Source organism: Bradyrhizobium sp. LeoA1Lang (assembly GCF_055413685.1).
Map to the genome: position 1 here is coordinate 90,387 of NZ_JBVAPG010000006.1, position 24,760 is coordinate 115,146.

The 24,760-nt window shown below is 62.3% G+C and carries 17 protein-coding genes; 5 read left to right on the top strand and 12 right to left on the bottom strand.

The annotated features are described in order from the left end of the window. Positions 1 to 7: 7 nt before the first annotated feature. Genes ACZYOF_RS03860 through ACZYOF_RS03875 form a run of 4 tightly spaced genes read right to left on the bottom strand, consistent with a single transcriptional unit; the run spans position 8 to position 5,142 of the window. Positions 8 to 640, bottom strand: coding sequence for a sarcosine oxidase subunit gamma (locus ACZYOF_RS03860; protein WP_245475921.1), 633 nt, complete (start codon positions 638 to 640; stop codon positions 8 to 10). Further along, complete coding sequence (locus ACZYOF_RS03865) at positions 615 to 3,608, bottom strand: sarcosine oxidase subunit alpha family protein (protein ID WP_463714859.1); 2,994 nt, start codon at positions 3,606 to 3,608, stop codon at positions 615 to 617. The genes ACZYOF_RS03860 and ACZYOF_RS03865 overlap by 26 nt, the downstream gene beginning before the upstream one ends. Positions 3,609 to 3,610: 2 nt before the next feature. Next, positions 3,611 to 3,865 (bottom strand): sarcosine oxidase subunit delta, encoded by a 255-nt coding sequence (locus ACZYOF_RS03870; protein ID WP_463714860.1) that lies wholly within the window; start codon positions 3,863 to 3,865, stop codon positions 3,611 to 3,613. A gap of 26 nt (positions 3,866 to 3,891) precedes the next feature. After that, complete coding sequence (locus ACZYOF_RS03875) at positions 3,892 to 5,142, bottom strand: sarcosine oxidase subunit beta family protein (RefSeq protein WP_130578401.1); 1,251 nt, start codon at positions 5,140 to 5,142, stop codon at positions 3,892 to 3,894. An 80-nt stretch (positions 5,143 to 5,222) separates the two neighbouring features. Here ACZYOF_RS03875 and ACZYOF_RS03880 point away from each other — a divergent pair, with 80 nt between their 5' ends. From ACZYOF_RS03880 to ACZYOF_RS03890, 3 genes are all read left to right on the top strand, one after another. Then, positions 5,223 to 6,185 (top strand): GlxA family transcriptional regulator, encoded by a 963-nt coding sequence (locus tag ACZYOF_RS03880; protein WP_394566040.1) that lies wholly within the window; start codon positions 5,223 to 5,225, stop codon positions 6,183 to 6,185. A gap of 207 nt (positions 6,186 to 6,392) precedes the next feature. Then, entirely contained in the window at positions 6,393 to 8,060 is a 1,668-nt protein-coding gene (locus ACZYOF_RS03885; protein WP_130578400.1) for a flavin-containing monooxygenase, read from the top strand. Between the two features lie 58 nt (positions 8,061 to 8,118). Next, positions 8,119 to 8,271 carry a hypothetical protein gene (locus ACZYOF_RS03890; RefSeq protein ID WP_245475919.1) on the top strand — a complete coding sequence of 51 codons (153 nt, stop codon included), beginning with the start codon at positions 8,119 to 8,121 and terminating at the stop codon, positions 8,269 to 8,271. Between the two features lie 763 nt (positions 8,272 to 9,034). Here ACZYOF_RS03890 and ACZYOF_RS03895 read toward each other — a convergent pair. Continuing rightward, positions 9,035 to 9,361, bottom strand: coding sequence for a hypothetical protein (locus tag ACZYOF_RS03895; protein WP_394566035.1), 327 nt, complete (start codon positions 9,359 to 9,361; stop codon positions 9,035 to 9,037). Between the two features lie 57 nt (positions 9,362 to 9,418). Here ACZYOF_RS03895 and ACZYOF_RS03900 point away from each other — a divergent pair, with 57 nt between their 5' ends. After that, complete coding sequence (locus ACZYOF_RS03900) at positions 9,419 to 10,585, top strand: acyltransferase family protein (RefSeq protein ID WP_283813504.1); 1,167 nt, start codon at positions 9,419 to 9,421, stop codon at positions 10,583 to 10,585. Positions 10,586 to 10,716: 131 nt separating this feature from the next. Here the strand turns inward: ACZYOF_RS03900 and lhpI are convergent, their stop codons facing one another. From lhpI to ACZYOF_RS03915, 3 genes are all read right to left on the bottom strand, one after another. After that, positions 10,717 to 11,727 (bottom strand): bifunctional Delta(1)-pyrroline-2-carboxylate/Delta(1)-piperideine-2-carboxylate reductase, encoded by a 1,011-nt coding sequence (lhpI, locus tag ACZYOF_RS03905; RefSeq protein ID WP_130577591.1) that lies wholly within the window; start codon positions 11,725 to 11,727, stop codon positions 10,717 to 10,719. A gap of 166 nt (positions 11,728 to 11,893) precedes the next feature. Further along, positions 11,894 to 13,348 carry a short-chain fatty acid transporter gene (locus ACZYOF_RS03910; protein ID WP_130577590.1) on the bottom strand — a complete coding sequence of 485 codons (1,455 nt, stop codon included), beginning with the start codon at positions 13,346 to 13,348 and terminating at the stop codon, positions 11,894 to 11,896. Positions 13,349 to 13,397: 49 nt separating this feature from the next. Further along, a complete protein-coding gene (locus ACZYOF_RS03915; RefSeq protein WP_463714861.1) occupies positions 13,398 to 16,802 on the bottom strand; it encodes a molybdopterin-dependent oxidoreductase in 3,405 nt (1,134 codons plus the stop codon). A 153-nt stretch (positions 16,803 to 16,955) separates the two neighbouring features. Between ACZYOF_RS03915 and ACZYOF_RS03920 the strand changes: the two genes are divergently transcribed. Continuing rightward, complete coding sequence (locus tag ACZYOF_RS03920; RefSeq protein ID WP_463714862.1) at positions 16,956 to 17,639, top strand: GntR family transcriptional regulator; 684 nt, start codon at positions 16,956 to 16,958, stop codon at positions 17,637 to 17,639. 25 nt (positions 17,640 to 17,664) lie between these two features. Here ACZYOF_RS03920 and ACZYOF_RS03925 read toward each other — a convergent pair whose 3' ends face one another. The 4 genes from ACZYOF_RS03925 to ACZYOF_RS03940 all read right to left on the bottom strand — a co-directional run bounded on the left by ACZYOF_RS03925 (position 17,665) and on the right by ACZYOF_RS03940 (position 24,759). Then, positions 17,665 to 17,976 carry a hypothetical protein gene (locus ACZYOF_RS03925; protein WP_463714863.1) on the bottom strand — a complete coding sequence of 104 codons (312 nt, stop codon included), beginning with the start codon at positions 17,974 to 17,976 and terminating at the stop codon, positions 17,665 to 17,667. Between the two features lie 157 nt (positions 17,977 to 18,133). Beyond that, complete coding sequence (locus ACZYOF_RS03930) at positions 18,134 to 20,878, bottom strand: ATP-binding protein (RefSeq protein WP_463714864.1); 2,745 nt, start codon at positions 20,876 to 20,878, stop codon at positions 18,134 to 18,136. A gap of 469 nt (positions 20,879 to 21,347) precedes the next feature. Beyond that, positions 21,348 to 23,564 carry a helix-turn-helix domain-containing protein gene (locus ACZYOF_RS03935; RefSeq protein WP_463714865.1) on the bottom strand — a complete coding sequence of 739 codons (2,217 nt, stop codon included), beginning with the start codon at positions 23,562 to 23,564 and terminating at the stop codon, positions 21,348 to 21,350. 148 nt (positions 23,565 to 23,712) lie between these two features. After that, positions 23,713 to 24,759 carry an alcohol dehydrogenase catalytic domain-containing protein gene (locus ACZYOF_RS03940; protein ID WP_463714866.1) on the bottom strand — a complete coding sequence of 349 codons (1,047 nt, stop codon included), beginning with the start codon at positions 24,757 to 24,759 and terminating at the stop codon, positions 23,713 to 23,715. Position 24,760: the final 1 nt, after the last annotated feature.

Below are 24,760 nucleotides of genomic sequence, written 5' to 3' on the forward strand. Positions count from 1 at the left end.
TGAGAAGCTATTGCTGGACTGCCCCTTGCCATTGGCAGCCGAATTCGGCTGCGCTGCTCGCGAACCACTCCCAGAAGCTTTGGGAGAGGCTACGGAACAGGGCGATCTCGAAACAGGCGCTGCCGTCCGCGCCATCGTCGCACCGCCAGATGGTGGCGCCGATATGCGAGACGATCGTGGTCGCCGCGTCGCCCGGCTTGAACGCGCGCGGGTCCAGGTCGATGGGGAAGCCTTTGGCGAGCGTGTCCCGGATGGCGGGACCGCCGACGCGAAACACCACATAGCCGCCGCTTTGATCGGATACAGAGGCGAGCGGCGCGACGAGCGCCCGGAGCGAGCCGCTGAACACGTGGCCACCGCCTTCGCTCAATGCCAGCCAATGATGTGGACCGATGCCGGTGAAGGATACGGAGCCGGCGCGCACGATGGCGGGCCGACCAGGCAGCTCGAGCAAGAAATGCTGTCGGATGCGTTCTCGCAAGGATGCGTCCTGCCCGTGGCGCGCCTGCATGGTGGCGATCCCAAGACCGCAGCGCTCGGTGATCGTCACGCCGCCGCCGGGCTGCTGCGGCAGACCTGCAGCCAGCAAGGCCGGCAGCCCGGAGAGTGCCATGTCAGCCATGGAGACGCTTTCCTTCAAGATCAAAGAAGATGGGGGAGACCAGTTCGATCTCAGTGTCGCCGCCGCGTACCGGATCATAGGCGCGCAGGCGTTGTCCGATCCGCGCCGGCCCGCGCTTGATGAAGCCGAGACCGATCCAGTGTCCGAGCATCGGCGAGAAAGCGACCGACGTGACATAGCCTTGGTCGTTCTCCATGGTCGCCTGGGCTCCTGGCGCCAGAACATGCGCGCCGGCGCGAAGCCGCGTGGCCTTGTCGATGGGCTGGATCCCGACCAGCGCCGGCCGCTCCGGGTCGACGAGTCCGGGGCGCTCCGCCAGCAGGCGGCCGATAAAATCCTTCTTCTTCGACATCATGCGACCAAGGCCCAGATCGGCCGCAGTCGTCATGCCGTTGAGTTCGTTGCCGGCGACGTGTCCTTTCTCGATGCGCATCACGCCGAGCGCTTCGGTGCCGTAGGGGATGACGCCGAATTCGGAGCCGGCTTCCATGATCGCTCGAATCGAGGCGTCGCCGAAATTGGCGGGCACTGCGAGTTCATAGGCAAGCTCGCCCGAGAAGGAGACGCGGAAGATTCGCGTGAGCACGCCGCGCCAGATGAATTCGGCGCAGCCGAGATAGGGCAGGGCCGCGTCGGAGACGTCGAACGCGTCGCCCAGCAGGCGCTCCAGCAGCGCCCGCGAGCAAGGACCGGCAATCGAATATTGTGCCCATTGCTCTGTTACGGAGACGAGCTGCACGTCGAGCTCGGGCCAAAGCACCTGGCGGGCATGCTCCAGGTGCTGCATGATCTTGCCCGCATTGGCCGTGGTCGTCGACATCACGAAATGGTCGTCGGCAAACCGGGCGGAGGTCCCGTCGTCCATCGCGATGCCGTCTTCGCGTAGCATCAGGCCGTAGCGGACCTTGCCGACCGGCACGGTCGAGAACATGTTGGCGTAGATACGGTCGAGGAAACGGCCGGCATCGGCGCCCTGGATATCGATCTTGCCGAGGGTCGAGACATCGCACACCCCGACCCTTGAGCGGGTCTCCCTGACTTCTCGCGAGACGGTCGCCAGCCAGTCGGCTTCGCCCGGTTTCGCGAACCACTGCGCCCGCAGCCACTGGCCGGTTTCGACGAAGCTTGCACCCTGCTGTTCGGCCCAGCGATGTCCGGCGGTGAGGCGGGTCGGCCTGAAGTGCCTGCCTCGATGATGTCCGGCGAATGCGCCGATCGCCACCGGCGTGTAGGGTGGGCGGAACACGGTGGTCCCGACCTCCGATATCGGCCGCCCGGTCAATTGCGCCATCATCGCATGGCCGTTGACGTTCGAGGTCTTGCCCTGGTCGGTGGCCATGCCGAGCGTCGTATAGCGCTTCAGCAGCTCGACTGACTTGAATCCCTCACGCGCGGCGAGTGCGACATCCTCGCTGGTCACATCGTTCTGGAAATCGACGAAGGCCTTCGAGCGGGAGGCGGCGACATGCCAGAACGGCCTGACGCCGATATGGTCGTCATCGGCTTTGGGCAGGGGCTGAGGTCGTGCCACAAATCCTGCCGCCTCCGCCGCAGCAGTCCCTGCCGCCATGCCTGCACGCAACGCGTCCACCAGCGTGAATCTGCCGCCCGCCGCGCCTGCCACCGTCATGCCGGGAGGCGCCTTGCCCGGGACGAACGCCGCCAGCGCATCCGACCAGTCCGGCCGTCCGCCGAGATGGGTGGTCAGGCCCAGATTGGGATTCCAGCCGCCCGACACCGCGAGCAGGTCGACCGCAAGCTTGCGCGTCTGCCCGTCTGCGCTGCGAACGGAAATGGCTCTCAGTTCATGCGTTCCATGCGTATCGAGCACCTGCGCGCCACGAAAGATCGCAATTCCCCCAAGCTTGGCTTTGTTCTCCAGGTGCGGGTCGATCTCCGTCCGCGTGTCGAGGATCGCCTCGACCTGAACGCCGGCCTTTCCGAGGTCGAGCGCCGTCGTCCAGGCGTCGTCGGAGTTCGCGAAGACGGCCGCCCGTCTTCCCGGGGCTACCGCGAACCGGTTCAGGTAGGTCCGCACGGCCGAAGCCATCATCACGCCGGGCCGGTCGTTGCCGCCGAAAACGATGTGCCGTTCGATCGCGCCCGATGCCAGCACGCTTTGTCTGGCGACGATCTTCCACAGCCGCTGGCGCGGCTGGTGCGGCGGCGGTGACGGAAGATGATCCGCCACGCGCTCTACCGCGCCGAAGGTACGGCCGTCATAGGCACCGAACACGGTGGTCCGGCGCAGCACCCGCACATTCGTCATCGCGTCGAGTTCGGCCGTTGTGTGCTGCGCCCAGGTCGAGCCCGGGTGGTCGTCGATCTCCCGCGCATCGCCGTTAAGCCGGCCGCCCGGGACGTAGTCCTCGTCGCACAAGATCACGCGGGCGCCGGCGCGCCCGGCCCCGAGTGCGGCAGCAAGGCCGGCCGGTCCGCCGCCGATGACGAGAAGATCGCAGAAGCCACGCATCTTCTCGTAGCTGTCGGGATCGGCCTCGCCACTGGCGCGCCCGAGGCCGGCGGCGCGGCGGATCGCAGGCTCATAGACCTTTTCCCAGAACCAGGCCGGCCACATGAAGGTCTTGTAGTAGAAGCCCGCGGCGAACAGCGGCGAGAACAGCGAATTGATCGCGCTAACATCGAATTTCAGGGACGGCCAGCGATTCTGGCTTTGCGCTTCCAGCCTGTCGAACAGTTCGACCGTCGTCGCACGCGTATTGGGCTCGCGGCGCGATCCCTTCCGCAGTTCGACGAGCGCATTGGGCTCTTCCGGGCCTGCGGTGAGGATGCCGCGCGGCCGATGATATTTGAACGATCGGCCGAGCAGCTTGACGCCGTTGCCGAGCAGTGCCGAAGCGAGCGTATCGCCGGCATAGCCGCCATATGTCCTGCCGTCGAACGAGAAAAGCAGCCGCCGATTGCGGTCGACCAGTCCGCCTGAGCTCAACCTGTGCCGCGCCGCTCGGGATGCCGGATCGCCCATGCTCATTTCCCCGCGAAGCTCGCGCCGAGTACATCATGCGCGCGCGTGTCACGGCTGACGCGCAGCCATCCGCGGCATCCATTGGCGTGATACCAGAGCTCCTCGTGCGGGCCGGCCGGGTTGTCGCGCAGATACATCGCCTCGTAGAATCTGCGCGGAGCATCGGCGGCGGTCGGATCGGGGCGCGGAACGGGATCGCCGTAATAGACGAACTCGCTCAGGTCACGCTCACCGCAATAGGGGCAGGGGATCCGCATGTCTCTTGACCGACAGCCTCCAAGTCTCAGTGCAAATTGGGTTGAGCGCCCTGACCTTTTTCGTCGATCAGGTACCCGGTTTCGAAACGATCGAGGCGATAGGCGTCGGCAACCGGATCATGCTGGTCGCGCGCCAGAAGATGCGCGAAGCACCAGCCGGATGCCGGCGTCGCCTTGAAACCGCCGTAACACCAGCCGGCATTGAGATAGAGGCCGTCGATCGGCGTCCGGTCGATGATCGGCGAACCGTCCATCGACATGTCGACCAGACCCGCCCAGGAGCGTAGCAGCCGCAGCCGCCCGATCGCGGGCATCAAGGCCATGCCGCCTTCGCACACGTCTTCGACAACAGGAAGGTTGCCGCGTTGGGCATAGGAGTTGTAGCCGTCGATGTCGCCGCCGAAGACGAGGCCGCCCTTGTCCGACTGACTGACATAGAAGTGCCCCGCGCCAAAAGTGACGACGCACGGGATCAGGGGCTTGATGGCTTCCGAGACGAAGGCTTGCAGCAGGTGGCTTTCGATCGGCAACCGCAAGCCGAGCAGCCCGGCAACCCGGGAACTGCTGCCGGCGACGGCAAGTCCGACCTTGCCGCAACGGATGGTTCCCCTGGTCGTGTTGACCCCGATGACCCGATCGCCGTCGCGCAGGAAGCCCGTGACCTCGCAGTTCTGGATGATGTCGACGCCGCGATCGCTCGCGCCGCGGGCATATCCCCAGACGACCGCGTCGTGACGGGCGGTGCCGCCGCGCCGCTGCAGCAGTCCGCCCTTGATGGGGAAGCGCGCGTTGTCGAAATCGAGGAATGGCAGCATGCGGCGTACAGCGTCCGCATCGAGCATCTCGGCGTCCGCGCCAGCCAGGCGCATGGCGTTGCCGCGCCGACCAAACGCATCGCGTTGCGCATCCGAATGATAGACATTCAGTACGCCGCGCTGGCTCACCATGGCGTTATAGTTCAGGTCCTGCTCCAGGCCCTCCCACAGCTTCATCGACCATTCGTAGAAGGGCTCGTTGCCGGGCAGAAGGTAGTTGGAGCGGATGATCGTCGTGTTACGTCCGGCGTTGCCGGATCCGATCCAGCCCTTCTCGATGACTGCGACGTTGCGCACACCGTGCTGCTTCGCAAGATAATAGGCCGTTGCGAGCCCGTGCCCGCCGCCACCGACAATGACGATGTCGTAGCTCGAGCGAGGTTCGGCATCGCGCCATACGGGCCGCCAGTCGCGATTGCCGCGAAGGGCCTGGCGGGCGAGGGCGAAAAGCGAATAGCGCATGAGTGGGTCGCTGTGGAGAGCTTGTGGACAGCAAAATGCGCTGATATCCAGGTCACCGCATGGCCAAAAACGACCAGAAATTGTCTGTTCGCGACAAACCGCGGAGCAGCCGGATTGGCTTCCTGCTGATCCCAGGATTTGCGCTGATGTCCTATGCGTCCGCCATCGAGCCGCTTCGTGCCGCCAACGTCCTGACCGGCAAGAACCTCTATCGATGGCGGCATATCGCGATCCAGGGTGACGAGATCGTCGCCTCGAACGGCGTGCGTATCCAGGCGGACGCCTCGATCGCCAATGTCGGACGGCTCGATACCATCGTCGTTTGCGCCGGCGGCAATCCGCAAGTCTTCCATCATCCGCCGACGCTTGCCTTTCTGCGCAAGGTCGCACGCCACGGCGTGAGACTGGGCGGGGTGTCGGCGGGGCCGTATCTTCTCGCCAAAGCGGGGCTGCTCGACGGCTACAGATGTACGGTGCACTGGGAGCACATCCCGGCCTTCACCGAGACCTTTCCGTTCCTTCACCTCGGCCATTCATTGTTCGAGATCGATCGCGACCGCTTCACCTGCGCCGGCGGAATTGCGGCACTCGACATGATGCATGCGCTGATCCGCATCGATCACGGGTCATCGGTCGCCGCAGCCGTCAGCGACTGGTTCCTGCAGACGGAGGTTCGCCGCGGCGAGGTTGCACAGCGCCTTTCGCCGACGGAGCGCTTCGGCGTGCATCACCCGAAGCTCGTCGCGACATTGTCGCGCATGGAGCAGAATATCGAGGTGCCGCTTGCACCGAAACGACTGGCCGGACTCGCGGGTATCTCGGTGCGCCAGCTTGAGCGTCTGTTCGCGCAACATCTCCACACCACGGTCAAAAAACGCTACCTGCAGATACGGATCGAGCGCGCGAGGCTGTTGCTCAGGCAGACCACCATGCCGGTCAGCGAGATCGCGCTTGCCACCGGCTTTTCGACCCCGATGCATTTTTCACGAACCTACCGGGGGCAGTTCGGGCTGACCCCGCGCCAGGAACGAACGGTCGACTAACTAAACGTCAGCTCGTTGTTCTCGTTAACGAGGCGGATCTGCAGGCTGCCGAGTCGGGTTTCCTGCGGGCCTGCCTGTCATCGTGAATCGCCTGTCGATCCGCGGGTGCCGCGCGTCGGTCTTTCGACTGCGGGTGGTTGCTTGCGCCGGCGAAAGGGATTGTAATCGAGCCAATCCGACGCAAAACGAAATCGGGAGCAGGAAACGATGGGAGAGGCCAAAACCCATTACGAGGTGATCGTCGTCGGCGCCGGCGTGGCGGGCATTTACCAGATCAAGCGGCTCGTCGAGCTCGGCATCGACGCCATCGTACTCGATTCGGCTGCCGGCCTCGGCGGCACCTGGTACTGGAACCGCTATCCCGGTTGCCGCTTTGATTCCGAGAGCTACACTTACGGCTTCTCGTTCTCGCGCGAACTCCTCGACGAGTGGCATTGGAAGGAGCGCTTTTCCGGCCAGCCGGAGAATTTGCGCTACCTCAACTACGTCGCCGACAAATTCGATTTGCGCAAGCATATGCAGTTCAATTGCAAGGTCGAGGCGCTGCACTTCGACGCGACGCGCGATCTGTGGCAGGTGAAGATCGGCGACGGCCGTGAGATGACGTGCCGTTTCGTGGTTCTGGCGATCGGCCTGCTTTCAGCGCCGACCATGCCGCGGCTGGAAGGCATCGGGGACTTCCAGGGCCGCTCGTTCCACACCTACTACTGGCCGCATGAGCCGGTCGATCTCGCCGGCAAGAAAGTGGCCGTGATCGGCACCGGCGCCACCGGCATTCAGTTGATCGGCGAGATCGCCGACAAGGTCGGCCGACTCACCGTATTCCAGCGCCGGCCAAACTGGACCGCGCCGCTCAACAACAGCGCGATCTCCGAGGAGGAAATGGCCGACATTCGCTCCCGTTATGACGAGATCTTTGCCGCTTGCGCCCGCACGCCGGGCGGCTTCCTGCACGGGCCCGATCGCCGCGGCTTCTACGAGGTGACGCGCGGGGAGCGGGTGGACCTGTGGGACAAGCTCTATGATGAGCCGGGCTTCGGTATCTGGCTCGCCAATTTCCGCGAAATATTCATGGACGAAGCCGCCAATGCCGAGCTGTCGCAATATATCGCCGATCGCATCCGTCGCCGCGTCAAGGATCCCAAAGTGGCCGAAAAACTAATCCCCAGGGATCACGGCTTTGGGGTGCAGCGCCTGCCGCTGGAGACGAGGTATCTTGAGGCCTATAACCGCGACAATGTGCATCTCGTCGATATCAGCCAGACGCCGCTCGTTCGCGTCACCGAGAAGGGCCTGCGTACCACCGAGCGCGACTATGACGTCGACATCATCGTCTACGCCACCGGATTCGACGCCATCACCGGCGCCTATGACCTGATCGATATCCGCGGCCTGGGCGGCGAGACGCTGGCCGGAAAATGGAAGCATGCACCATCCACCTTCCTCGGCATGCTTGTCCACGGCTTTCCCAATCTCTTGATGCCGACCGGACCGCAAAGTGCGTCCGCTTCGACCAATTTCCCGCGCGGCATCGAGAACGGCGTCAACTGGTGCATGGACCTGCTGCAATACATCTGGGACCGCGGCTACACCCGCGCCGAAGCCACGCGCGAGGCGCAGGAGCGCTGGACCGCGCATGTGGTCAAGATGTACGAGATCATGCTGATGCGCAAAGCCAAGTCATGGTTCACCGGCTACAATTCGAACGTCACCGGTCACGAAGAAGGCACCGTCCGATACTTCGTCTACAACGGCGGCACACCGAAATTCGTCGGCATCATCAACGACGTTGCGGCGAAGGGTTATCAGGAGATCGAGTTCAGCTCGCTCTCGCGTGCCAACGTACAAGCGGCGGTCGCCGGCACGCCAGCTTAGACCTCCGCCTCGTCCGAAGCGTGGCACAGGTGGAAAAACAAGCTGCAAGGAGAAGAGAATGGCCGGAGTGAAACAGGATAGGGATGGCGCGGTCGGAATCCTCATATTGAACGAACCCGAGAGCCTGAACGCGATGACGCCCGATCTTGTGTGTACCGAAAACCTCACCCGAGTTGATGACGCGATGGAATCGCTTAAGCTGGCAGAATGATCGGGCTGTTGTGTTTTGCTCTGGCCGTCCTTGGGTCACCGTTCAAGTCAAAGTTGCGGCTCGAAGCGGAGAACGCGGTGCTTCGACATCAGTTGATTGTCTTAAGGCGCAGGCTGCACGGTCGCGTCCGGCTCACGAACCAGGATCGCTGGTTCTTGATCCTGCTGTATCAATGGTTCCCATCAATCCTGGAGATTCTCACCATCATCCGGCCCGAGACGCTTGTGCGTTGGCATAGGGTCGGCTTTGGCTGCTACTGGCGTTGGAACTCGCGCGCATCGGCGAGGTGATTTCCTATGTCCACAGCGTTTTTGGCGCCAATGTGCGGGCGCTGCCCGGCGGCATCGTGGTTCTGACGTAGCAAAACTTTCACAAAAAATATCGCGACGGGTGGTTGGCTGCGGTGCCTCGGCGTTCGTCTCACAATCAGACCCTGAATGCGCGGCCATCTGCGACGCAGACCCGGTGGCGCATTGCTGCCGATTTTGCTGCTGGAGACCGAGCTGATGCCGTCAACACAATCATATCTGCCATCAAAGCGACGAGATGGGCTCGGCAGCGGCGTTGGGTTGGGCACTTCAAACCGTCTCGCGATCGGACAAAACGGTATCGGTTTCTATCGTGCAGCTCTTCTTGTGGGGGTGAGTGCGGTAGCCTTGCTGTCCGCCGGTCTCGGTGCACAGGCAAGGCCGCTGGGGAGCTCGAGCGTTTCCGTGCCCGTGAATGCAACCGCGGAGCAGGCGGCGGCCGCCGCCCAGCAAGCTCAGATTGCTGCCGCGAATGCCCGCAACTCTCTCGAGCGGGCGACGCGCGCGATCGAGGCGATGCAGGCCGTGCAGGCTGCAGCGCGCAGCGCCGCGCAGCACGTGCCGACCGCCGTCCGAGCGAGCCCCCGCGCCACGATGCGAGCTCGACGATACCAGCGATGGCCATGCGCCGGTAATTCCAGATCGCGGCCGAGGTCGAACGGGTCGCTGATGTTGCCGCTGGTGCCGCTTCGCGTGCCCGGACGGCCGGCGAGTCGTTGCCGGTGTTGTCGTCGTCCTTGCCATGGCGCAAGATACATCCCGTGACGGTGATGATGCCACATTAAGCATAGAGTCAACCGCTGCTTGTGCCGGTGGCAGGTCTTGCCTACCCGTTTTCAATGGACTCGGCCAAAAATATCACCCGGTATCATGCTCTCGACAGTTGGCGTGGCATTTGCGCTTGCATGGTCGCGCTGTTTCACTTCGACGTTATCAGCCATCTGTCGTTCCTGCCGCTCACCAGAAATGCCTACCTGTTCGTCGATTTCTTCTTCGTGCTGAGCGGCTTTGTCATCGCCTCGAATTATCGTTCGCGTCTCGCTGAGGGTTTCGGCACGGGCCGGTTCCTGGTCCCGCGGCTTGGGCGGATCTATCCGCTGCATCTCGTGACCTTGCTGCTGTTCATTCCCATCGACGCTGCGAAGGACGGTATTGGCCCAAACCTCTTGCAGGCCATCGTCACCAACATTCTGCTCCTGCAGGGACTCGGCGTTAATCCGCAGAACTGGTTGAACTTCGCGAGTTGGAGCATCAGCACTGAGTTCGCCGCCTATGTGATCTTCGCCGCCGTCGTGAGCAGGATTGGGCCGGCAGTCTGGCCTTGGCTGCTTCCGATCATTGCGGGGCCGGTTGTGCTCGCCACCATCAGCCCAGACGGGATGAATGCGACTTATGACTATGGGTTGGTGCGCTGCCTTTATGGTTTCGCGCTTGGCGTTCTCGCTTTCGATTTACGAGAGCGCTTCCCAGTGTTGCGCGCACGCCTGGTGCCGTCCGCTGAGACATTGCTCGAGGCGGCGAGTTTCATGCTCGTTGTGGGCTATGTTTCGGTCGCTGGAAGCAGCGTCACTCTGCAGGTGGCCTCGCCGCTGGTGTTTACGCTGGTCGTTCTGGTGTTCGCCCGTGAAGGTGGCGCGGTCAGCCGTTGGCTGACGGTTCCGTCCATGCTCATGATCGGGACGCTGACCTATTCGATCTACATGCTGCATCCGCTCGTCAGGGCGGTGGTGCGGGCCATCCTTATGGTCGTCGAACGCCTTACGCATACGGAATTGTTTATCTCTTACGCGTTGAGCTCGGGCCATGAACCGACGAAAGTTGTCTCTCTGAATGGATCGCTCTGGCTTGGTGATCTCCTGCAAATTGCGATGCTGTTGTTGACCGTCCTGCTATCGGTCGCGACGTATCGGTTTGTCGAAGAGCCCGGGCGTGACTGGGTCAGGCGCTTGCTGGATCGGCGGAAGGTCGGCCCAGTACGCAGCGCACAACCGGCTTTCGATGCATGACGCGCCGAGCTCAAAATGCGTCGGAGGCCAGCCACAGAAGGGCAAGCCCCACGGCCGCTTTGAACTCTGTCTGTCGAGACGGGATTTGGCATGTGCCGATGCGCTCGGCGAGGCAGCAGGGGGCGCGGCCCTCAATTTCCGTAGCGGTCGCGTTGTTGCGCGATGTGGGCGACGCGCTGGATGCGGGTCTTGTATGCAAGACCTGCGGCGGCAAGATCCGCCAGAGCGGTTCCTACTGCCTTGAACATGGTGATGTCGTCGCGAGATCGTCGCCCGTGAGCGGCTCCGCTGCAGAGTTCGGCCAGCGACGCCTTCAAGTCCTGACGTGAGAGAATTCCCGCCTCGATCGGGTGGACGAGATCACCGGCCTCATGGGCCGCCTCATAGGTATCCACGAATATGGCGGAACGCTTGACGACGTCGTCATCCGATTCCCGCATCGCCGGCGTGAAGGCGCCGATGAGATCGACATGGACGCCGGCCTGCAGCCATTCGCCCTTGATCAGCGGCGACGTTGCCAGAGTGGCCGACGTGACGATATCAGCCGTCCGGACGGCACGTTCAAGGTCGGAGACGAACACAGCATCCAGTCCGGCGTTACGGAGACGATCCACCATCCGAACGGCGCTGTCGGCGTTGACGTTCCACACGCTGATCCGGCGAATGTCGCGGACGGCCCGATAGGCTTCCGGCAAAAGGCTTGCGATCCGACCGGAGCCGAGAATGAGCAGGTTGGTCGCGTCTTCGCGCGCCAGATAGGACGCTGCGAGCGCTGACGTCGCAGCGGTTCGCCTAGCGGTGAGGACGTCACCTGCGACCGTCGCGAGTTGCGCGCCGGTGCCGCTATCGAACAGCAGATAGACCGATGTGAGCGCCGGCATCTTGCGCGCGGCATTGCCAGGGAATACGGCGACCAGCTTGATTCCAAGCAGGTCATCGCCTTCCGATTTCTGCTGCCATGAAGGCATCAGCAACAGCGTTGCGTCCGGCTCGCCGGGAACTGGAATCGTATGATGATGTCGCGGTGGAACCGTGCACCCCCCGACAAAGAAGGTGCGCAGATGCCGGATCAGCTCGTCCATCGGGAGAAGGCGCGTTGCCTCCTTTGCATCAATGGTCTGCAGCGATTGTTTCTCGGTCATGGCTTTTCTCATTGCAAGAATTTGCGTCGCGGCTCTCGCGCGGCGTCCGCATGCTTTCGCGATTGCCGAACCAAATCGACGTTGTGCTCCGGCATGCCGGACGAGGACACGCCGGGACGTCAATGCGGTCGTCCCGGCGTGTCAGTTCGCGCGGCTCAGCGGTCAATCAGGGAAGAATTGGCGGGTGATAGGTGAACGTCGTCATCAGGAGTGCCGCAACGATCATGACGATCGGGAAATGCACAAAGAACTGCACCGAGGTGTAGCCGATCAGGTCTTTTGACTTCAACCCGAGTATGCCGAGCAGCGGAAGCATCCAGAATGGATTGATGAAGTTCGGCAGCGTCTCCGCGATGTTATAGATCATCACGGTCCAGCCCAAATGAGCCCCGATCTCATTGGCCGCCTTCATGATGTACGGGGCCTCGATGATCCACTTGCCGCCGGCCGACGGGATGAAGAAGCCCAGCACCGCGGAATAGAGCCCGACCAAAAACGAGAAAACGGTCGAATTGGCTGATGCGTCCACAAACCAGTGCGCGATGGTGTCCGACAGCGTCACTCCGCTGCTATTTGGCACCTTGGTCAGCATCTGGGCGATGCCGGCGTAGAAAGGAAACTGCAACAGCACGCCCGAGACGCTTGGCATGGCCTTGGAAAAAGCCTCGAGCAGGCTGCGCGGACGCCAATGCAGGAGGATGCCAAGCACCAGAAAGACGAAATTGTAAGTGTTCAGGCCCGACAGGGTGATCAGCGGATTGCCGGACTGAAAGGTTTGCCAGAGCCAGCCCAGCGCCAGCACGACGATCAAGATTGTCAAAATGGGACTGAACTCGAGAAAGTCGCCGGGCCGTGCCGGCTTCTTCGGCTCAATCCGGTCGTCGTCCAGAGATACGCCAAGCTCCTCAGCGGTCTTGACCTGCGTCGGATTTGGCGCCGTCAGGTAGCAGATCACCGCGGACAGCGCGGTCACGATCACTGTCGTGACCAGATTCTGCCATGTCAGAATCGTCTCGGAGAAACCGATGACGCCGGTGATCGGCAACAGCGAGCTCGGGATGCTGGCCGCATTGGCCTGAAGCTGGGCGGCTGACGACGTAATGCCGAGCGTGAAACCGCAGCCCAGGCCGAGATAGCCAGCCGCGCCGGCCGCGCGATAGTCCAGCCTGATGTCCTTGCGCCGCGCGATTTCGCGCACCAGCAGGCCGGAAAAGATCAGGCTGAGACCCCAGTTCAGCAGCGACAGGACAATACTGAGCACACCGACGAAGACCACAGCGCCGCGCGCGGTGGAGGGTACGGCCGCCAGCCGCCGCAGCACCGCCGCGACAGGTGGCGACATCGCGACCACATAGCCTCCGATCGCGACCAGCGCCATTTGCATCGTGAACGGAATGAGATTCCAGAAGCCGTCGCCGAAGGCGCGGCTGACCGCAAGCGGTGAGCCCCCATGCGCGATGGTGCCGAGCGCGATCACGACCACGGCAATCAGAACGAACACATAGGCATCCGGAAACCAACGCTCAGCGAAGGCGACCATATGCTGCGAGAGCCTTGCAAGCGGGTTGGCCTGCATCGGCATTTTGTCCGGAAAGGAATTTCTATGCGTAGCGTCGGTCATTGCAGCCCCCATTATTATGTCTGTGTTGGTTTCGTCGCGTCATTGCCGGTCAAAGCGCGAGCGTGAGTTCGGAGAGAGGAACCGTCTGGCAGGTCAGGCACTGATCCGTCGCGCCGTCATCGCCGCCGAGTTGTGCGACGTCGCCCTTGACGATGCGCATGGCGCAGCTCTCGCATTGGCCGACACGGCAACCGCTGGGCAGAGACAGGCCTGCCGCCTGGGCGGCATCCAGAAGGGTTCCGAGTTCGGGCGACCAGATAAAGCTCTTGTCGGTACCGACGACGTGAACCGTCTGTGGCTTCAACGTCTGCGGCACGATCGGCGGCGATGCGAACGCCTCCGCAAATACGTCGAAGCGCGGCATGCCCCGTTCGACCAGCCGCGCAGTCATTGATGTCGCGAAGTCCGGCGAGCCGCAAAGATAGACAAGAGGCCTTTGCGGCAGCAGCGGATCGATCGCCGACAGGTCGAGCCGGCCCGCATAATCGTAGTCCTGCGGACAGCGATCCTGCGCGCGCGGCGCTGAAAACGCCGTGACGAGATCGAGCCCTGGCAAGAGGTCTGCAAGCTCCCGCAGCCGGCGGGTAAAAGGATGCTCACCGCCGTTGCGACAGCCGTAGAGCAGAAGCACCTTGGCGACGCGCTCCGTCGGCTCGCGTTCCGCTAGCGCTTCGAGATGACTCATAAAGGGTGTAATGCCGATGCCGGCCGCGAGAAAAATGAGAGGCCGGGGTCCCGCCAGCGGTGGGGTGAAAATTCCTCTCGGCGCCTCGATCCGGACTTCATCACCGACGGTCAGACGATGGATATGAGCGGAAAGATGACCGGTGTCGCGGGTGAGGGCCAAATCGTCGGAACGCCGTTTCTTTATTGCGACCGACAGGACATCCTGGCCGTCATGACCGGTCAGCGAATAGGCGCGGGTCACATCGATTCCCGGCAGGCCCAGCATGACGTGCTGTCCCGGCCGGAACGCGGGAAGCGCGCCGCCGTCGCGCGGGATGAGATCGAGCGCGACGACATCGTTGGACTCGTTGCGGATGGCGGTGACCGAGAAAGCGCGCTGGCCGACCCAGCGGCCACGGCTCGCGGTCTCGTCCTTGCGAATGTCGCAACGTATCGCCCGCAGCGGCACCGAGCCGCTGACCGGATCACGCGTCGCGTCGCTCAAGCCGTCGTTCATGTTCGATGTCGGAAATCCGGCGGGGGTGGTCGCGTCCCGGCCCAGTGGCGGACAATCCTCCCACCAACCGAACTCGGCGATGGCGATGCGATCGTCGAGAGATTCGTTCAGCCGCACGCGCAGCCGTACCTCTCCCGTTGACGTCTTAACAATCGCCCAGTCGCCATCCTCAAGACCGCGCCGCGCCGCGAGCGTGCCGCTGATCTCGATCGCGGGATCAGGCGTTTTCTTTCGAAGCGAGGCGATGTGACGGTGCGAACTGTGCACGAACCAACCGCTCTTGGCTGTGGTGAGCACCAGTGGGAAACGGCTGTCGGCGGTGTCCGCAAACGGGCTTTCGGAAGGCTCGATATGGCTCGGCAGCGGTGCGTAGCCATGATCGAGCATCAATTCCGAATAGATTTCGACGCGGCGGGTGGGCGTGGCAAAGCCCGCAATCGTGCCGTCATCCCGCTGCAGTGCGTATTTTTCGTGCCGAAACGGCTGGGGAAAGCGCAGGCCCTCTGGATGCTGACGCAGTTCGTCGACCGTTACGCCAAGCGGTGCAAGCTGATGGTTCCAGCCGGCGCGGATGTCGCCACCGAAGAATTCGTTTGCCAAGCCCAGCCTGACGGCGAGCTCGGCTGCGATTTCATAGTCTGCTTTGCACTCGCCGAGACGCGGAAGCATCTGCGGACGGAATTGTATCGTCTCGACGGCATCCTGCGTGATCTCGAAACCGATTTTGAGGGCGTCCCGCTCCCACGGCATATTGGCCGGCAGAATGATGTCCGCATTCTCGGCCGTCGGATTCATGAACATGTCGACGTGAACGTGGAAGTCGAGCGCACGCAATGCGTCCCGATTACGCGAGGAGTGGCCCTGCGAAACCATGAAGTTCGTACCGAAGCTCATCAACGCCCGGACGCGATAGGGCTCGCCCGTGAGCACGGCGCGACTGAAATCGCGCGCCGTGATCCATCCCCGGCTTGGCGGCCCGAGCGGCAATTCGTCGATGCCGAGCGCTTTGGCCTTCTGTTCCGGTGGCAACAAGGCATAGTCGTTGACGGTCCGTGTCGGTGGCGGCACCGGCCAGACATTGCCGCCCGGCCGGTCGCAGGCGCCGGTCAGCGCGTAGAGCGTCGCAATCGCCCGCTCGGTCATCGTCGCATTGGTATGCTGGCCGACGCCGGTCCACGAGTGGTAGGCGAGCCTTGGGCTGTTCTTGAACAGGCCGTAGAACGCCGCGATGTCGCGCTCCTCGAGCCAGCTCACTTCGGCGACGCGAGCGATGGTGTAGGGGGCAGCCTCCGTAGCCAGCAGACGAAAAGCGGTCGCCGCAGCGATCACGCGACCATCGCGCGCGGCAAGCGTCGTCCGGCCATCCAGCCTGCAGTGCGCAGGATCGAGAGCCGCAGCGCGGGTGTCGTAAGCCCGCGCCGTTCCGGACTGATCCAGCACGACGAAAGCTTCCGACGATTGATTGTCCCAGAGTTCGTTGGCACGAACGAAGCGGCCTGTATCGGTGTCGACCAGGAAAGGCCCGTTGGTCCAGCGCGTGACGAAGCTCGCATCGAACGATCCTGTCGCGATGAGATGCCGGATTGCGCCCATGGCCAGGGCTCCGTCCGAGCCGGGACGGATGCGTAGCCAGACGTCAGCGTCCTGTCCCGATCCGTTCGGCTTGGGATCGACCACTGCAATCCGCGCTCCGCGTCGTCGCGCATTGGCAATACGGGTCGCCTGGGCAAGCCATGTCCGGGCGGGATTATGTCCCCACAACACGATGGCGTCGGCGTGCTCATAATCGGGAAAGCCGATACCGCGGCCGAAAGTCAGGGCATGGGCATAGTCCTTGTGCCAGCCGCAGATTTCGACCCCGTAGATCAGATTTGGACTGCCGAAGCACCTGATGAAGCGCTCGACCCACTCGAAGCTGTCGACCATCGGCGTGCCGCTGGGCGTGGTGACGGCAAAGGCCACGGCTTCAGCGCCGGATGTTCTGCGAATGCCGCCGAGCTCTCGGACGATGTCGTCCAGAGCCTCGTCCCAGGAAATTTCGGTCCAGCCCGGATCGGCAGCGTCTCGCGGTGCCGTTCGACGAAGCGGTTTGGTCAGCCGCCGCGGACTGTGGACCATCTCCGGTGCGGCGCGGCCTTTTGCACATAGCGCTCCGCCGGTCGGATGCCCTTGCAAGCTCTCGACGCTGATCAGCCGGCCCTTCTCGACCACCATGGTCGAGCCGCACCGTGATCGGCAGAGCGTGCAATAGCCCGGGATGCGCTCAGCCATCGTCAATGAAACCGTGTCACAGGGAAGTTAATGTAGCGCGTTACTGTAACGCTTTACAAAGCATGATCTGTGGGCATATCCTCCGTCAAGCGCATTTATTGTGCTGCACTTGCTAAACCGGAGGGCTCTGGAACCGACGGAGCGGGAGGGGGGATGGAGCAGAATTTGCGGGAGCAGGTGGTGCAGCAGGTGCGGGCCGAGATCATTTCCGGCCAGAGCATACCGGGAACCATGTATTCCGTGCCGACGCTGGCCACGAGCCTCGGCATCTCGACGACTCCCGTGCGGGAAGCGCTGCTGGAGTTGACGCGCAGCGGGCTGATCGAACCCATGCGCAATCGGGGCTTCAAGGTAGTGGAACCGACCTTGACCGAACTCCGCAACCTGTTTGATCTCCGCGAAGTCCTGGAGCTCCATGCGGCGGCGATCGTCGCACGCAAGCCAAAGAGGGATCTCGAAGGGCTTTATCGCTTTGCCGATGACATCGCGCGCGCGGTGAGAACGGAAGACCTGAGGCTCTATCTCGAATCCGATCGAAGCTTTCATCAGATGCTGACGGCTACGGCGGACAATGCACGCCTCACCGAGTTGGTGATGGGATTGCGTGACCAAATGCGACTTTACGGTATCAAGTCGCGTGCAGGCCTTGCCCGCCAGAATGAGTCAACCGCGGAGCACTATCAGATCATTGAGTTTGCGATTGCCGGCAAGGAGGAGGCTCTCACAAATCTGCTCAGGCATCATATCAGGGCCTGGGAGCCCATCTTTGTTGAAGCGTTGTCACAGGTGACGATCCCGCGCGAACCGATTGCCGCCAATCGCGGCCGGGGGCGCTGAAGCGTGATGACTTTTCTTCGAATCGTCATCCCGCTTTAGCTCTTTGAGCGATCATGCCTCTGGCACGGCGTTCGATATCAATGAACACTTTAACAAGTTCGGCAACACGCCGGCCCTGGTCGGCAGCCAAGGGAGCGTACGCAAGCTGGTCCCGATCGCCAACCAGCACGGCTTCTACTGAGGCGGCCACTTCAACGGGCGCCAGGACGGCATGCACTTCGAGATCGCTTTTCTGCAGCCTCAGAGCATGATCCGGAAAAGTGGAAACCGGTTTTCCCTCGCGCCAAACGCGAAGCGTTTGCGCGGAGATCATGCTCAAACAAAGAGATGAGATCATGATCCGATTCCGCCTAATCGGATCATGATCTCGTGCGGTGGGTCTGACGTTCCGATCAGCCTTGCGGCAACCTTCGTCGTCGGAACGTCAGAGCTAAAACCGTGATAGGTTTCGTGGCCTACACGACCGGCAATATCGAGAGTAAACGGGTCAGCGCTCATGCTTCGTTCAGCATCGCGTGCAGACGCCGGGCAAGGTCTGCCAGGCGGAAGGGCTTTTCGACAATTGGAAACTCCCCGACCGCATTGTGTCGCTCCAATACATCCGCCGCATAGCCGGAGGCGAGCAGGATTCTGATATCTTTGCCGAGCTTCCTCGCTTCGCGAGCAAGCTCAACTCCGCTCATTCCGTTGGGCATTACGATATCACTCAGCAAGAGCTCAAAATCCTGACCGCTCTGGAGTATCCGAAGCGCGTCCATGCCGTTCCGGGCGCAGGAAACCTGATAGCCGCACGTGGTCAGCATGGCTGACGTGGCCTCCAGCAGATCCTCGTTGTCTTCAACGAGTAGAATTCGCTCCGTGCCGGTCGGTATGGCCTGGGGTTGAGTGCGCTCCGGATCAGCCTCGCGCGCTTGCGCAGCGCTGGGGAGGTGTAGATCGATCGTCGTTCCGGCTCCGGGTGCGCTGTTGATGGCAATATGACCGCCAGACTGTCGAACAAAGCCATAGACCATGCTGAGTCCGAGTCCCGTACCCTTCCCGACATCCTTGGTCGTGAAGAATGGCTCAAACACGCGATCCCGCACTTCCGGGGACATTCCGCAGCCGGTATCTGCGACGGACAGCCTCACATACGATCCGGGCGGACAGCCGGACATTGAGCTCTTGTCCTGGACCATGTTCCGGGTTTCGATCCGCAGCACACCTCCATCGGGCATGGCATCGCGCGCATTCAAGGCCAGGTTGAGAAGAGCGGTCTCCAGAAGCGACGGATCAACGCGACACATCCATAATGCTTCGTCGAGCCGCAGTTCGACTTCGCATCCGTTCCCGACGGCTTGGCGGATGAGGCCCTGGAATTCGGAAAGGAGTCGATTGGCGTTGACCAATTCCGGCTTCAATGCGTGCCCACGGGAAAAGGCGAGAAGTTGCGTCGTAAGCTTCGTTCCGCGATGGACGGAACGTCGTGCCGCTGCTGCGTATTGCCGGATCTTGCCGATATCTGGGGCATCCTCGATGAGTTCGAGGTTCGCAGAGATCACCGTAAGCAGGTTGTTGAAGTCGTGTGCGACGCCGCCGGTGAGCTGGCCGACGGCCTCCATCTTCTGGCTCTGATGGAGCTGCTCCTCCATCAGACGACGCTCCTCCAACGCCTGCTTGTGATCGGTGATGTCGCGGAGGAAGATCGCGAGGCCGTGGCTCGAGGGAAAGGCATTGATTGCGTACCAGGCCTCCATGCGCGGGCAAAACATTTCGAGATAGGTCGGCCGTCGCTCTGACGTTGCCTCCCGAATTTTCTTCAAGGCTTCCAGCTCGGCGGCGACCGGAAAGGCTTCTGAAAGGGCCAGGCCGACGATGTCCCGGCCGTGGGCGACACTCGCCGAGGCCGGTCCATTGAGATAGCTGACCCGCCAATCCCGATCGACGATAAGCACGCTGTCGGTGGTGTTCTCAAAGATCATGGTGAACCGAGCGGCAGCTTCCTCGGCTCTCTCCTTTGCTTCGGACAATTCGTGCTCGCGGCGTTGGAGCGCGTCGGCCATGGTGTTGAACGCTTCGGCGACCTGGATGATTTCGGATGTTCCTTGGATGTCGACGCGTCGTGCAAGGTCGCCCAGTCGCCATTGGTTGGCGGCGTCGACCAGTTGCTCAAGCGGGCGATGGATGAACCGCCGAGCTCCCAGCGATGTCAGGCTCAACACCAGTGCGGTGCTCAGTACGATCAGGAAGACGCCACGCTGTGTGCCGTGCTGGATCTCCGTGAACGCCCGGGCTTTGTCGAGGCCAAAGGCGATAACGAGCCCTCCGTCTTGCAAAACCGAATAGCCGACGATCCGCTCCACACCATCGAGATCGACGATGTCGGCAGTGCTCCGATGGTCGGGCTTTCGATCGTTATCCCCGGGTATCCTCCGGCTGACAAAGCGGTCGTTATCGGGATAACGGGCCAGGTACGTGCCGTTCCGGTCCATGATCGCAAATGCAGCCCCCGGCGGCACATCCTGCTGAGCGATGGAGCCGGCAAGCCAATCCAGGCTGAGGGCGGCTATAACGACGCCGCCAAGCCGGGCATCGTCGCCATAGAAGGGCAGCGCAAAATGAAGGACCTTGCGACCGGTCTGCCGACCGATTGCGAACTCTCCGACCGTGAATTTGCCGGTTTTCAGTACGTCGGCGAAGTAGGGCCTTCCAGCCGCGGTCGATCGCTTTTGATCATTGTTGGTGTCACAGAAGGCATCACCGTTGGTGTCGACCACGATAAAGCTGATGAACCCCGGGTATCGTCGCTTGATCCTGGCGAGATAGGCGTTGCAGCCTTCTGGGTTCTTCGCCTTTATCGCCGGAAGCTCCGATAGCGCGATCAGGGCTTGATGCATTCCCTGGACGATCTGCCGCTGTTCCGCCGCGGCGAGCTCCGCCAGATTGAGCGCCTGGTTTTGCACTTCGACTTGGCGGGCGCAACGGAATTGGAATTCATTGTAGGCTTGAATCGCGATAGCTGGGATCAATGCGATAGCCACCAGCAGGAATAGGCGTGATAAAAGAGTCACTTGTTTGCTTACCTTCTGCCCGCGATCCTGCAACGCCCGTCGAGCCAGTGGCGCTCTGACGTCGATCGCTGACGAAATGCGATCTGCGATGCTCAGGACAATCATCTTGATCGCGACGCTAATCATGCCGTTGTGTAAATGACGCTTCAGACAAATCCTTCGGTCTCCGTTGCGCGAGACGATGTTCATTCGACGTCCTCGCACGCGTGAGCAAGGGCACCGCCAGACGCGGCCTGTGCCGTCTTCAAATGTTGGCGAGCTCTGCTACTGGATCATGACGCGATCGGACTGAGCAGTTACAGCCGTAACGATGATGGTCTGCGCTGCCGCAAGCCATTGACGGAATTTATTGAAATCGAACTCCGCAAGCAGGGCTTGCGGCGAGCGGAGGGGCTCGGCCGGGACCAGCCATATCCGCCGCCGATGGCTGCATATTGAAGCAATATTTGTTTTTGCCCGGCGTCCCGAGCATTTGTCCTCGCAACATTGGCGGGTAGGCCGGCGGCGGCCTGCGCTTTTTTGGAAAGGGCAATTCGATGCCAAAGCTCATTTACCGCGTCGTCTCCCCATGTGGCGCCCTCGGATACGGCTATCCGAAGGAGTCGCTGCAGGCGGCCGTGAAGGGGCGCGTCGATGCCATCATTTGCGGCCGGCTAGATCAGGCGGTCAGGTCGTTCATCCGCAGCGCGAGATAGAGAAGGACCCGCTGCTCATGTGCAGCGAGCTTCAGACCTGTCATGCGCTCGATCTTGTCGAGCCGATAGGCAACGGTTTTCTGGTGAGTTCGCAGTTCCTTGGCTGCCGCCTGCTGAGAACAATTGCATGCAAAGAACACGCGCAAGGTCTGCAACAGGGTCTCGCGTTGCGGGCTCTTCTCCTTCAGCAATTCTCCCAGGGTCTCGGTGACGAATCCCTGGAAATCAGTTCCGTCGCGGATGCTCATCAATAGTCCGGCAACTCCGACGTCGTCGTAATCGATGACCGTGGCCTTGCGGCTCTGACAGGCGACGTCGAGTGCAATGCGCGCGTCCTTCCAGGCGGCAGGCATCGACATCGGGTCGGAACAGCTCCGGCTCAGGCCGATGCGCGCGATCGATCCGGGGACGCGGCGCATGATCTCGGCAATGAGGCTCTGGGCAAAATCGCGAGCCCGTACGGCTTCGCAGGTGGAAATGACGATCGCAAGCTCGTTTCCACGAAGTCCCGACAGCTTTGCAATGTGGCGCACAGGCAGATTGTTCGGCGCCTCGGCAACGGAACGGCGGCGGCCCTCGATTTCTCCGCCGGTCAGGACGCCGGATTGGTCAGGCTTGTCGAGCCCGTCGATGCGACAAACGGCGACGCAATATTCAGCGGGGATCTCCGCGTTCAGCTCCTTCGCCCGCTGCAGGGCCAACTGCCGCAGATGGTCCGCGCCCTCCAGCAGATCCCAGGTCAGCGTGGCAAGCTTGTCGCTCAGCGCGCGGGCCGCCGCTCTTTCCTTGGTTTGATGGAGCGCGGCAGTCACGCACAGCTCGGTGATGGCGAGTTGCGCGCTTTCGTCTTCGATCTGCGGATCGATCAGAACGGCCCAACCCAACTGTTCCGATCCGGCGGTTATGCTCTGAAAGGCGAAGCGCAGCGGCCCTGCGGAGAGCGTTCTGTATCTGGTTTCCGAGCCCCTGTTCTGCGAGATTCCGATGCGGATGGCGTGGAGGACGCCCTCTCCGGCAGACAATTCGGGATGGCAGGCCCGCACATCGAGGTGCTTGTCGAGAAGAAGCACGGGAGTGCGGAGGTGTTCGTGCGCGCGTTGCGCAATTTCGGAAAGACCGCCGCCATTGAGGAGCGTGAAGATAAGGCTTTCCTGCAGGTCGGCGGAATTGCGGATCACGTCGTACCGCTGCTGCAGTTCCGCGTGGGCTTCCTTCAGTTTCTGAGCCGCCAGCTCGCGCGCTTCTAGCAGGGCCGCGTTCTCGATCGCCAGCGAAGCGAGATTGGCGAGCGTAGCGAGCTCCGCCGTATGCTGCGGCGTAAATGTCGACGGCTTGCGCCGCCAGACTTCGAGAACGCCGATCACCTGATCCTGGGACATAAGGGGGACTGCGAGCGCGGAACGGACACGTTCGGCGCGCGCAAGGCTCATGAAGTCGCGGCTGATGATTTCGCTTTGAACGTAGTCCTCGATCGAGCAGGGCTGGCGGGTCTCGAGGACGCGGCCGCCCACACCTTGCCCGGCTTTCATGCTCAGCGACGCAGTCTCTGCGGCCAGATTACCGGTGCAGCGCTTCATCACCAGTGCGTCGTCCTCGAGCAGCATGATGCCGCAGATATCCGCGGAGAGGCGGGCCTTCGCCTCGTGGGTGATCTGCAGAAAGATCTCCTGGAGGTTTCTGCTCTTCAGGATCTTGTTTGCCACGCGCTGAAAGACGCGGATCGCCTCAAGCTTGTCGGGGTTGCCGTGCTGGCTCTCGCTCGATGCGATCGCGAGCCTGAGGACGCGGGATAAAGTCGCGGCGCTGCCGTGCAGCGCACTGGGGTTGTTGATGCCCTCGACCAGAAGGGCGACGCTGCCGACCTCGACCGGGACGAAAACGGAATCGTCGAAACGGACGATATCCGCCAGCGCATCCGGCAAGCTCTCGATCAGCGCTTCGTCGGCGCCATCATTGAGCTTATCCCACTCGCGCCACGCGCCGGCCGAGCGGACGAGAAGCCGGACATCGCGGGCGGCGAGGAGGTTGCGAAACAGGATGCGTGCCTCGGCAAACAGCGCCTGAGGGCCGCGATCGGCTGCGTTGGCGAGCGTGACGATCGCCTGTCGCAACGGCTCGAGCGCAAGGTCCGGATGATCCGCAAGCGCTTCCCTTTGCGCGAAATGCGCGGTCCTGCTCATGGACACTCCTCCCGCGCGGCCCAGAATCCGACACTGCAACTGTTCGTCGTTGTCGCGAACCTTGTCTTGTGCGATGCAGTATAGCTGCCGCTTCTGGAAGCTTGCTCTGGTTGGCCCAATTTGGCAACCGGGGCAGGGCTGATCTCAATCAGATCCGGGGATCGATCACGGCTTTCATGATCCTCTGTGCCTTGAGATCGGCATAGGCCTGGGCCGCGCCGGCAAATCCAATCCTGCGATCCACCACCACCGTGGGATCGAGAACGCCCGTCGTGATCAGCGACAGCAGGCGCGAACGGAGACGGATGGAATCGCCTATGGCGAAGCTCAGCGTCAGCTCATTGGCAAAGCTCTTTGCGAGGGGAAATGACCAGCCTTCGGCTGCATGCGCGCCGACCGAGATGATGCGACCGCGCTTCCGCACCAGGTCGAATCCTACAGACAAGGCGGCGGTGTTGCCTACGGCCTCGACGACCACGTCGACACCTTCTCCGTCGGTCAAGCGGGCGACCAGTGCGGAGGCCTGTTCCGGAGTGGCGGCGAGGCTGCCATTGGCGCGGGCGAATGTGCGTCGTACCTCGCTCGGCTCGATCACGATGACGGCGCCGGCTCCCGCGGCTTGCGCCGACAGGGCCGCAAGCTGACCAACCGTCCCGCCGCCGATGATGGCGACGGTCTCACCCGGCAGGAGGCCGCTGCGCTCGACCGCCGCCCAACCCGTCGCCAGGTTGTCGCCGAGCAGGATCGCCGCCTCGTCGGAGCAGCCTTTGGAAAGTAAGAGTCCAAGTGTGGTCTCGGCATGCGGCACGCGAACGATTTCCGCCTGCGCACCGGCGAGGGGAGGCCCAAAGGAAGTTCCCGTGCCGAAGAACGCCCTTTCCCGACATTCCCAATGGTCGCCCCGGTTGCACCAATGGCAGTGGCCGCAGGCGGTGAAGTCGGACGACATGACGCGGTCACCGATTTTGAACCGTGTGACGGCGCTGCCGACGGCAATGACTTCGCCGACGAATTCATGGCCGATGATCGCGCCGGGTTGAATGCCCGCAAAATCGCCTGCGATGACATGCAGATCGGTGCCGCAGATGCCGGCCAGATCGACTCGGACCAGCGCATCATCAGGAGCTTCCAGCCGCGGAGGTGGCACGTCCCGGACGGCGATGGTTCCCGGTCCCTGATAGACAACGGCGCGCATG